At 39.8% G+C, this 2,994-nt stretch carries 4 protein-coding genes and 1 pseudogene; 4 read left to right on the top strand and 1 reads right to left on the bottom strand.

Annotation, left to right across the window (positions count from 1 at the left end; genetic code table 11):
- From F6K37_RS36470 to F6K37_RS36455, 4 genes are all read left to right on the top strand, one after another.
- Nucleotides 1–994: hypothetical protein (locus F6K37_RS36470; RefSeq protein ID WP_287255861.1), on the top strand; the 994-nt coding region annotated here is incomplete at its 5' end.
- A 123-nt stretch (nucleotides 995–1,117) separates the two neighbouring features.
- Nucleotides 1,118–1,267 (top strand): hypothetical protein, encoded by a 150-nt coding sequence (locus tag F6K37_RS36465; RefSeq protein WP_287255860.1) that lies wholly within the window; start codon nucleotides 1,118–1,120, stop codon nucleotides 1,265–1,267.
- A 151-nt stretch (nucleotides 1,268–1,418) separates the two neighbouring features.
- A complete protein-coding gene (locus F6K37_RS36460; RefSeq protein ID WP_287255858.1) occupies nucleotides 1,419–2,078 on the top strand; it encodes a TIGR00266 family protein in 660 nt (219 codons plus the stop codon).
- 75 nt (nucleotides 2,079–2,153) lie between these two features.
- Nucleotides 2,154–2,831 (top strand): TIGR00266 family protein, encoded by a 678-nt coding sequence (locus tag F6K37_RS36455; protein ID WP_008183420.1) that lies wholly within the window; start codon nucleotides 2,154–2,156, stop codon nucleotides 2,829–2,831.
- Here F6K37_RS36455 and F6K37_RS36450 read toward each other — a convergent pair.
- Nucleotides 2,813–2,994 (bottom strand): annotated as a pseudogene (locus F6K37_RS36450) (hypothetical protein); the annotation flags it as partial. The gene F6K37_RS36455 and the pseudogene F6K37_RS36450 sit on opposite strands and share 19 nt — an antisense overlap.

Below are 2,994 nucleotides of genomic sequence, written 5' to 3'. Positions count from 1 at the left end.
AGACTATAACATTATTAGCCGTTCATTGGGATCAACTAGTTTTAAACAATCCTATCAACAAGCTGAAGAAGGACATCTGGGTAAAGTTTTTACAACCTGTTTGAAGTATGCAGAATACAAAGATAATATTAACAATCCCGAAAACCAGAAAACTGAAAAAGCTATTAACCAAAAAAAATCAAAAATAAGTACCATTAAACGGGCTAATAACACCATTCGTGAACAATATGATTCCACACTCTTAGAAAAAATTGCCGGTCAATCTCGTCAGCAATCAATTAATCAAGTCAGTGCTGAACAAGCCAAACAAAAGTTAGAGCAAAATAATCGTAATATTTCTAGACTTCAACAGGAAATTAATAATCTTAAAAATGAACTACTTTCCAGACCGGAAAGTGTTAGTTTTATAGATTTTATTAAGGATGAGAATAAATTTAAGACAATCCGCAAAAACTATCAACAGGCATCTTTCTGGTATCCAAGTATCCAATTTGCTTTTCAATCGCTCTTTCTGCTGCCGCTGATTTTTATCGCCCTATCCATTCATAAATTTACTCAACGAAGAGGATATGGACTGATCGCGCTGATTAGCTGGCATTTGCTGGTAATATTTTTTATACCCCTAATCTTTAGAATCTTTGAGTTCCTTCAAGTTGGCGCTATCTTTCAATTTATCTTTGATATAATTAGTGAAATTTTCGGCAGGTTACTTTTCCTAGTCAGTTATGTTTATATCTTGTTTATTCCATTGATTGGTTTTGGAATTATCAAGTTTTTTCAAAAAATTGTATTTAATCCTAAACTTCAGGCAGCTAGCAGAGTCAAAAAATTACTCTGCATCAATTGTGCCAAGAAAATTAAACCCGATGATCACTACTGTCCCCACTGCGGTTATTATCAATATGTTGAATGCCAAAGTTGCCACAATATTACTTACAAATATTTACCTTACTGTAAACATTGTGGCGCTTGCCAAGATTCCGTAGTAGATTAAGGCTATTTCTCAGGGATTAGATCATGTCCGGTTGAATAGTTACACAAGGCGCGAAAGGAAGGCAGAGGGAAGAAGGAAGAAGGGAGAAGTAAAGGAGTAAGGTTTCAAGGGTAATGGTGTTTTATGAGTAATTATCCTGATATAATATTAAATATTGAAACAGGGAACAGGGAGCAGGGAGAATTGTCTACTCCCAACTCCCAACTCCCAACTCCCAACTCCCAACTCCCAACTCCCAACTCCCAACTCCCAACTCCCAACTCTTTTCCTTGATTGGGAAGATAATGTGAGCTATGAAAATCAAACTTATTATGAATTAATGCAAATAAAGAGTTTGCTTAAATTTATTAAAGAAATCTGGACAGCAGAAAATTTTCTGCCAGAATAGTAATATTCCTATCACTCAGCAACGGGAGATCTGACAGTGAAATATGAAATTCGCTACAAGCCGGCCTTTGCAGCAATTTTTGTCACTCTCGATCCTGGTGAGAGTATCACTGCTGAGGCAGGGGCAATGACCAGTATGGATGCTCAGCTTACCATGAAAACTCAATTTTCTGGTGGCTTCTTCTCTGGCTTGCTCAAGAAATTCTTTGGTGGAGAGTCTTTATTAGTCAATACCTTTAGCAATCAGACTCAGCAACCATTGAACCTAGTTCTTACTCAGTCCATAATTGGCGATATTGCTGGTGTGGAATTAGGAGAACGCAGTCTGTGTTTTCAACCCGGTGCTTATATTTGCCATACTACTGGGGTTAAGCTGGGTGTTCGGTGGGCAGGTTTTAAGAGTTGGTTTTCTGGTGAAGGACTATTTAAACTGAAAGTCAGTGGTAAGGGCACAGTTTTCTTTGGTGCTTATGGTGGTCTTACTCGCAAGGACATTAATGGGGAATTTATTGTTGATACTGGTCATTTAGTGGCCTATGAACCAGGAATTATGATGAATATTGGGTTAGCTGGTGGCTTGTTGGGGTCTGTAACTTCTGGAGAAGGCTTTGTGAATCGGCTCAGGGGTCAGGGTGAGATTTATCTACAGTCTCGTAGTGTTGATGGTTTAGTCAAGTATTTACGTCCTAAGGTTTAGCTTCCTAATCCTTTACTATACCGTAGCCAAACCACTACATCTTTAACACTATCCTTCCTAAATTTCGTTATAAAAATGGAAATAGAACTATTACATCAACCAGATAGTGCGATCGCTCGCGTTGTTCTGGATGAAAATCAAGAATTCGTGGCAGAAGCAGGCTGTATGATTGCCATGAGTGGCTACATCAATGCCAGCACTACTTTACGACAAGGTAAAGGAGGTGGTATTTTTGGTGGATTAAAACGCTTGGTAGGTGGTGAATCACTGTTTTTAAGTGTTTTTCGCTCTCCTGTTGGTGGTGGCGAAATCTTTCTAGCGCCCAAATTCATAGGTGATATTTTAGTTTATCAAATGAATGGTCAAGAGTTGGTAGTGCAGGCGACTTCTTATCTTGCCAGTGAATCAGGTGTTGATATTGATTTAGGCTTTCAAGGTTTTAAGTCCCTGTTTTCTGGCGAATCAATTTTTTGGTTGACTATTAGTGGTTATGGTTCTGTATTGCTGAACTCATTTGGGGCAATTTATGAAGTACCAGTGGAAGGTGAGTATATCGTTGACACCGGTCATATTGTTGCCTTTGAAAAAAGCCTGAACTTTGAGATTACTAAACCTGGCTCTAGCTGGATTGGTGCTTTTCTAGGTGGAGAAGGGCTGGTTTGCCGATTTAAAGGGCAGGGTAAAGTCTATTGTCAAACCCACAATACTGGTGCTTTTGGTCGGCAAGTTGGTACTCAACTACCACCACGATAATTACCTGGACGGAAATAAAGATTGTTGCTTGAAGTAGGGAGTAGGGAGTCGGGAGTCGGGAGTCGGGAGTCGGGAGTAGGGAGTAGGGAGTCGGGAGTCGGGAGTCGGGAGTAGGGAGTCGGGAGTCGGGAGTCGGGAGTAGAGTTATAGCAGTCGCCAGGGA

This window comes from Moorena sp. SIO4E2, assembly GCF_010671945.1.
GTDB classification, from domain to species: domain Bacteria; phylum Cyanobacteriota; class Cyanobacteriia; order Cyanobacteriales; family Coleofasciculaceae; genus Moorena; species Moorena producens.
Note: the sequence above shows the minus strand (reverse complement) of the source record. Positions and strands in the feature narration are given on the sequence as shown.

Bases quoted from the DNA above. Each gene is read 5' to 3' on its own strand.
- F6K37_RS36465 (WP_287255860.1), top strand. From the start codon at position 1,118: ATGAGTAATTATCCTGATATAATATTAAATATTGAAACAGGGAACAGG.
- F6K37_RS36455 (WP_008183420.1), top strand. From the start codon at position 2,154: ATGGAAATAGAACTATTACATCAACCAGATAGTGCGATCGCTCGCGTT.